The 7152-nt window shown below is 58.4% G+C and carries 9 protein-coding genes; 1 reads left to right on the top strand and 8 read right to left on the bottom strand.

What is annotated here, in order from left to right:
• Positions 1-208 (top strand): hypothetical protein (locus KOM00_RS16765; protein WP_216500061.1); only part of this gene is annotated, 208 nt, incomplete at its 5' end.
• A gap of 160 nt (positions 209-368) precedes the next feature.
• On the opposite strand, the gene tyrS is transcribed toward KOM00_RS16765, so the two are convergent.
• The 8 genes from tyrS to KOM00_RS16725 form a co-directional block, all read right to left on the bottom strand.
• A complete protein-coding gene (gene tyrS, locus KOM00_RS16760) occupies positions 369-1580 on the bottom strand; it encodes a tyrosine--tRNA ligase (RefSeq protein ID WP_216500060.1) in 1212 nt (403 codons plus the stop codon).
• Positions 1581-1682: 102 nt separating this feature from the next.
• The gene (locus KOM00_RS16755; protein WP_216500059.1) at positions 1683-2471 is read right to left on the bottom strand and encodes a TIGR00282 family metallophosphoesterase; all 789 of its coding nucleotides are present in this window, start codon (positions 2469-2471) and stop codon (positions 1683-1685) included.
• Positions 2461-4056, bottom strand: a complete 1596-nt coding sequence (rny, locus tag KOM00_RS16750; RefSeq protein WP_407931693.1) for a ribonuclease Y — start codon at positions 4054-4056, stop codon at positions 2461-2463. Before rny ends, KOM00_RS16755 begins: the two co-directional genes overlap by 11 nt.
• Before the next feature lie 2 nt (positions 4057-4058).
• Positions 4059-4640 (bottom strand): 5-formyltetrahydrofolate cyclo-ligase, encoded by a 582-nt coding sequence (locus KOM00_RS16745; protein ID WP_216500057.1) that lies wholly within the window; start codon positions 4638-4640, stop codon positions 4059-4061.
• Positions 4641-4960: 320 nt separating this feature from the next.
• Positions 4961-5242 carry a cell division protein ZapA gene (locus KOM00_RS16740; protein ID WP_216500056.1) on the bottom strand — a complete coding sequence of 94 codons (282 nt, stop codon included), beginning with the start codon at positions 5240-5242 and terminating at the stop codon, positions 4961-4963.
• Between the two features lie 4 nt (positions 5243-5246).
• On the bottom strand, positions 5247-5423 hold the full coding sequence (locus KOM00_RS16735; protein WP_216500055.1) for a hypothetical protein: 177 nt from the start codon (positions 5421-5423) through the stop codon (positions 5247-5249).
• A gap of 55 nt (positions 5424-5478) precedes the next feature.
• Positions 5479-6696: a signal recognition particle-docking protein FtsY gene (ftsY, locus tag KOM00_RS16730; protein WP_216500054.1), complete on the bottom strand. Its 1218-nt coding sequence runs from the start codon at positions 6694-6696 to the stop codon at positions 5479-5481.
• Positions 6696-7055 (bottom strand): roadblock/LC7 domain-containing protein, encoded by a 360-nt coding sequence (locus KOM00_RS16725; RefSeq protein ID WP_216500053.1) that lies wholly within the window; start codon positions 7053-7055, stop codon positions 6696-6698. Before KOM00_RS16725 ends, ftsY begins: the two co-directional genes overlap by 1 nt.
• Positions 7056-7152: the final 97 nt, after the last annotated feature.

The following is a 7152-nucleotide window of genomic DNA, read 5'->3' as shown; positions in this document are numbered from 1 at the left end:
CTACTGTGGCCCTTCTTCCTGCCGGGTGGTCTATTCGGTTGCAAAGAACGTCGTGACTGCGAAGCTCAACTTTATAGCAAAGGCCGTTTCGGCTGTCAATGCTTTTTTGTTGGCCGCTGCCGAACTGAAATGCTTCGTTCGTCAGCGGAGGGTGGTTATAACAAATGCCTTTGCCTGCGTCAACGGGTTTGTTGTTTGTTTTTATTAACCAGCCAGAAGCTGCTACAAACGCTGAAGGTTTGGCTTTTGAGTGAACACTAGTGGCCCCGATGGAAGCGGTGGACACAATGGACCGAGCAACTGCTACAAACAACAAAGGGCGACGCAATTTGCGTCGCCCCCATATTATCGGACCGCTTTTTTAAAACTTAAGAGAAAAGAACCTTGGCAAAGCGACGCTTGCCTACCTGGATGATGTACTCGCCGCTGCAGGCTATCTCGAGGGTCTCATCAGAAATCTTCTCACCGTTTACTTTGACACCACCACCCTGAATGGAGCGGCGACCTTCGCTGTTGGACTTTACGAGTTGCGCCTCTGCCAGGACTTTGCACAGCAGAACCTTCTCCCCCTCTGTCTTGAGTGCAAACTCGGGCATCTCGTCTGGGGTCTCGTTGTTCTTGAAACGCTTGACAAAGTTCTCGTCTGCCTGAGTTGCTGCCTCGGCCCCATGGTAACGGGTGACCATCTCGCGCGCCAATTGCTTCTTGGCTTCCATCGGATGCACCGCCCCGCTCTTCAGGTCGGCCTTCAGTTTCTCAAAGTCGGCCATGGTCAGATCGCTCAATAGCTCGTAGTAACGAACCATCAGTTCATCCGAGATCGACATCACCTTGCCGTAGATCTCGTCAGCCGGCTCATTGATGCCGATGTAGTTGCCTAGGGACTTGCTCATCTTGTTGACGCCGTCAAGACCTTCGAGGAGCGGAACCGTGATGACGCACTGCGGCGCCTGCCCCCACTCCCTCTGCAGTTCACGCCCCACCAGGAGATTGAACTTCTGGTCGGTGCCGCCCAATTCCACGTCGGCCTTCAGCGCCACAGAATCGTAGCCCTGCACCAGCGGGTACATGAACTCATGGATACTGATCGGCAACTGGTTGGAGAAGCGGTTGCTGAAATCTTCGCGCTCGAGCATGCGAGCAACGGTGTACTTGGAGGCGAGACCGATCATGTCCGATGCGGTCATCTTCCCCAACCACTCCGAGTTGAAAACCACCTTGGTCAGCTTCGGATCGAGAACCTTGAAAACCTGCTCTTTGTAGGTTTCGGCATTCTTGAGGACATCTTCCCGGGTAAGAACCTTGCGGGTCTCCGACTTGCCGGTGGGGTCACCAATCATACCGGTGAAGTCGCCGATGAGAAAGTACACCTCGTGGCCAAGCTTCTGGAATTGACGCATCTTGTGCAGAAGCACGGTGTGCCCCAGATGCAGGTCCGGCGCGGTCGGGTCGAAACCGGCCTTGATCTTGAGCGGCACGCCGGTCTTGACGGATTTCTCGAGCTTCTCAACCAGCTCTTTTTCCACCAGGATTTCTACGGCACCCCTCTTGATAATTTCCATCTGCTCTGCAACGGTCATCACTTTCCCTCCAGATTGTATTTCAGCCACCTCCGCACGAGGCTGCGGTGGCCAAGCTCCACGTAGGCAGAAGGCTTCCGTGGGGGAGTCATTTCACTACACTTAGCCGCAGGCGATGTTGAGTCTCTCGATGTTGAGCGCCAGGCCGGACTTTTCATCAACCTCAATGACAACAGCGTTGATCCGGATGTCCTTCTTCGCTACCTCGAACTTCGAGGGGCGTTGGGTGACGAACTTCAGGATCGCCTCTTCCTTCTTGACACCAATAACGGAATCGAAAGATCCGGTCATGCCGGCGTCGGTCATGTAAGCGGTGCCGGCGGTAAGGATGCGCTCGTCGGCAGTCTGCACGTGGGTGTGGGTTCCGATCACCGCTGAAACCCTCCCGTCCAGGTACCAGCCCAGGGAGACCTTCTCGCTGGTGGCCTCGGCATGGAAGTCGACGAAGATAATCGGAGTTTCTTCCTTCAGCCTGGCGATCTCCTTGTCCGCGCAGCGGAAGGGACAGTCCAGGTTGTTCATGAAGACCCGCCCTTCCAGGTTCAAAATGGCGACCTTTACCCCGCCCGGCGTCTTGACGATGGTCGTCCCTTTGCCGGGGGTCCCTTCCGGATAGTTGGCCGGACGAACTATCCGGTCCTCACGCTTTATGTACTCGAGGGCGTCCTTCTTGTCCCAGATATGGTTGCCCGAGGTGATCATCTGGACGCCACACTTGAAGAGGTCCTGGGCGGTCTCTTCGGTCAGGCCGAAACCGCCGGCTGCGTTCTCGCCATTGGCTATCACCAGGTCAACCATGTGCCGGTCGACGATCCGGTGCAGCTCGCGGGAGAGCGCCTCCCGCCCCGGCTTGCCGATCACGTCCCCTATGAAGAGAAGCTTAACGGGCATATTCGGTTGCCCTGGTTTCCCTGATCACGTTGACCTTGATCTGGCCAGGGTAGGTCATCTCGGTTTCGATCTTCTTGGCGATATCCTTGGCCAGAACCAGTGCGCGGTCATCGGTCACCTGCTCGCTGGATACCATGACACGGATCTCCCGGCCGGCCTGGATGGCGAAGGAAGTGAGGACTCCGTCGAAGGAGGTGGCGATCCTTTCCAGGTCGTCCAGGCGCTTCACGTAGGTTTCCATCATCTCGCGGCGGGCACCCGGACGAGCGCCGGAGAGCGCATCGGCGGCCTGTACCAGGACGGCAAGGACCGTCGCCGGTTTCTCGTCCTCGTGGTGCGCCATGATGGCATGGACGATCTTCGGAGACTCGCCGTATTTCTTGGCGATGTCCGCGCCGATGACTGCGTGGGAACCTTCGATCTCGTGGTCCACGGCCTTGCCGAGGTCGTGCAGGAGGCCGGCCCTCTTGGCCTGCTTCACATTGATGCCGAGCTCGGCGGCCATGATGCCGCAAAGGAAAGCGACTTCCAGCGAATGCTGGTAAACGTTCTGGCTGTAGGAGGTGCGGTACTTCAGGCGCCCGATGAGCTTCAGGATCTCCGGGTGGATGCCGTGCACGCCCAAGTCAAAGGCGGCCTGCTCACCTGCCTCCTTCATGGCCTGCTCGATCTCCTCCTGGGATTTCGCTACGACTTCCTCAATGCGGCCGGGGTGAATCCTGCCGTCGGCGATGAGTTTCTGCAGCGACAGCTTGGCAACTTCCCTCCGGACCGGGTTGAAGCCGGAAAGGATGACCGCCTCGGGGGTGTCGTCGATGATCAGGTCAATGCCGGTGGCTGCCTCGAGAGCCCTGATGTTGCGCCCTTCGCGGCCGATGATGCGCCCCTTCATCTCGTCGGAGGGGAGGGTCACCACGGAAACGCTGCGCTCGGCAACGTACTCGCCGGCGTAACGCTGCATGGCAAGAGCCAGAATTTCCTTGGCCTTCTTGTCCGCGGTTTCCCTGGCCTCTTCCTCCATCACCTTGATCAGCTTGGCGACATCGAGCTTCGCTTCGTCTTCCATGGAGTCCATCAGGAACTTCTTGGCCTCGGCGGCAGTCATGCCGGCAATCTGCTCAAGCTTCGCCTTCTGCTCGCCCACCAGGGCGTCCAGTTTCTCTTCTTTCTGGGCAAGCCCCTGTTCCTTATTCACCAGGGACTGCTCGCGTACGGCAAGCGCCTGCTCTCTTTTCAGGAAGTCGGCGTCACGCTGGTCGAACAGGTTGGTCTTCTTGTCGAGATTCTCTTCTTTTTGCTGCAGCCTCTTCTCGAGAGTCTGCAGGTCGCGACGCTTCTCGCGGCTCTCTTGTTCAAATTGCCTTTCCAGCTCTTCCTTTGCCTGGTACACCACGTCTTTGGCCTGAACCGCGGCCTCCATGGCCACGACCTCGGCCTGACGCTTGGCATCCTCGATCATCTTGGCAGCAAGCGTTTCCGCGTTGGTCACCAAAGAATCCGATAGTTTCTTGCGCAGGACGTTGCCTATCACGTACCCGATGGCGGCCGCGACAAGCACCAGCAATATGGCAATAGTTATGTCGATTTTCACCGTTGCTCCCCCTCACATATATGTTTATTAACGCGAACCACCCGACTCTCGGTGACGATCAAATCCATCGTCACGTCGTGCGGCTCGCCGGCTATCTCTTGAAGCAGTTGGAAGTCGTAGCAAAACGCCACCAGCTTCCCGCTTCCTTCCAGGCGGTGCAGCGACCGGTCATAGTACCCCTTGCCATAACCGATGCGGCGCCCGCACAGGTCAAAGGCCACTCCCGGCACCACGATGAGGTCCGCCCCCGCTGGATCATACCCTTCACCCTGAGGCTCCGGGATGCCGTACCTGCCGGCGGCGAGCTCGGTGAGAGCGGCCACCTGGCAGAACTTCAAATCATCACCCACAACTGCCGGATAGAGTAAGCGCTTGCCTGATGCCAGGGCCGCGGCAGCTACCGCCGCGGTATCCACTTCGTGGTGGATCGGCGCATACAGCACCAGCGTCCTGGCCGCTCGGTACTCGGGCAGATCAAGGAAACGCTGTTGCAGGGCCAGGCTCAACGACGCCACCTGCGGCTTGGACAGCTCGCGGCGTCTGGCAAGGGTCGCGGCTCTATGGGCGCGCTTGGGCATAAAGCTATAATTCCGTGTTGGTTCAGAAGGTGGACGGCAAGGCCGACCGTAGAGACAGGTGCTCTGGTGGGGGAGTGCTGGTGGGTGTAACGGGTGTTGCGTTGACAGGTTTTTGATAGAATGGGCCGCGTTCAAATGAAGCGCCAAATTTGAACTTTATGTAAAGGCAGCCATTAACCCCTGGACATGCTGCTTAACGTCTTTAGGCTACTATCAGCAAACGCGGAGAAGACCACCTTCTCCACGCAGGTTCTGGCAAAGCGTTGCAACCGTACAACCAATCAGCTATATGTGGAATCTCCCGCAAGAGACCTGAAACTCTACAACTGTTGCCGGTCCAGCCTTTCAATGAGCCCCGCGACCCGCTCGCTGCAGGTCCGCTGCTCTTCCGCCAATTGCTTCCGGGCGTCCAGACAGGCTTCAGCCAAATTCATCAACGCCAGGATAACTACCAGTTGGGTATCGCCACCACTGACCTTGGCCTCCGCCTCCGCCAGCTTCTCGTTGACCAGAGCCTCAACCTGCGCCACGCGCTCAGGTGTCGCAACACTCTTCACCTGGAGATCTCGCCCCAGGACCCTGATGCTGTGCGTGGCGATCAAGCTGTCAGACCCCTTCCAACTTTTTCAGTATAGAGTCGATCCGGGACCTTAAACCTGCCCGTTCTCCGTTGAGCCGATCATTCTCGTTTTTGAGCCTGTCGTTTTCGAGTTTCAACTCGTCTACGACATTAATTAGAGAAATTATCCGTCCCTCTAGCTCATTAAACAGCTTATCACTCATTATTCCACCTTTTGCGGCAAAATCATATGCGATAAGTACTCAAAAGTCAAGGCTATCATTGGAAAAGGGCCTCGACGAACTGGACCGGATCGAAGGCACGGAGATCTTCTACGGACTCGCCCACTCCAATGAATCTGACGGGGAGTGCGTATTCATGGCTTACCGCCACCACGATCCCCCCTTTGGCGCTGCCGTCGAGCTTGGTGAGCACCACGCCGGTGACGTCCGCCGCCTCCTTGAAGAGCTTCGCCTGTGACAGTGCGTTCTGCCCGGTGGCCGCATCCAGGACGAGCAGGGTTTCGTGCGGACCGTCCGGGATTTCGCGGGTCAGCACCCGGCGAATCTTCTTCATCTCCTCCATGAGGTTCACCTTGGTGTGCATGCGGCCGGCGGTGTCGATGATCAGAACATCGGTGCCCCGCGCGATGGCGGCCTTGCAGGCGTCAAAAACGACCGCGGAGGGATCGGCCCCTTCCTTGTGACGCACGATGTCGGCACCTACACGGTTGGCCCAGGTCTCCAACTGCTCCGCTGCTGCGGCGCGGAAGGTGTCTGCCGCGGCGAGCAGAACCTTCCTTCCTTCTCCGGCATAGCGTGCCGCCAACTTGCCGATGGTGGTGGTTTTGCCCACGCCGTTCACCCCGATCACCATGATGACGAACGGCTTCTTGTCCGTAACTACCAGCGGCGCATGATGCTCCAGGAGGCGCAGCTGGATCTCTTCCTTCAGCGCCCTCTTCAAGGCGGCGCCGTCCTGCAGTTCATCGCGCTTGAGGCGCTGCTCGAGGGTGCGGATCAAATCCACCGTGGTCTTGACGCCCAAGTCAGCGGTGATCAGAATCTCCTCCAGCTCCTCAAGCGTATCAGTGTCGATCTGCTTCTTGCCCAGCAAAAGGGTGTCCACCCGGCCGATGATGGTCTCGTGGGTCTTGCTCAGGCTGCGCTTGAGGCGTTCGAAGAAGCTGGGCTTGGCCTGTTCAACAGGTTCGGATACCGGGACTGGCGCCGGCGCGGTGGGCTCGGTCCAGAGTTGGCGCGGGGCAGGGGCTGACGGCTCGGAGGGAGGGACGGGGGTTACGACAGGCTGGGCGGACTGCGCCTGTGCCGGAGACGCGGAAACGGCCGGCTCCTGAGTGGGCGCGGCCTCCTGCTGCTCCTGCTGTTCCAGTTCTTCGGTCGATTGCTCACCGGTGGCTTCGGCAGGCTCCTCGGCGCCCCCGATTCCGAGCTTTTTGAAAAGACCTTTGAAGAATCCCTTGTTTTCCTCGGACATCAGTAAATCTCCTTATGCAAAAGCTGCGCGGTGTCCCGGAACCTCTTCAGAGCCAGGAGCGGCAGGGCATTGCGGTCCATGGTCATCACCAGGGCATAGTCGTCGCCGACGGCCCCTACGATGACATACTGTTCGTCCGTGCTGATGACGGTTTCCTGCACGGCTCCGGCGGCGAACTTCTCGTGCAGTCCCTTGAGTTGGGTCAGGAGGATCCCCCAGTGGGCGGCCGTCACCTTCATCTCGAAGGGATCGCCATGGGAAAACTGCTCGACGGCCTCCCCTTCCCAATCAGCCAGGATGGCGCCATTGCCACCGGGCACGGATTCGACCAGTGTAGTCAACAGTCTCTTGAACGGCACGTCAAGCTCCTACGGGTAAAAATATGACAGCGCAAGCGACGGCGGCGCACTCAGCACGGCGCCCTCCCCCACGGCTTCAGCACATTGCACATTACGG

The organism is Geomonas diazotrophica (assembly GCF_018919385.1).
In the GTDB taxonomy this organism is placed as follows: domain Bacteria; phylum Desulfobacterota; class Desulfuromonadia; order Geobacterales; family Geobacteraceae; genus Geomonas; species Geomonas diazotrophica.
This window is presented reverse-complemented; position numbering and strand designations above follow the sequence as displayed.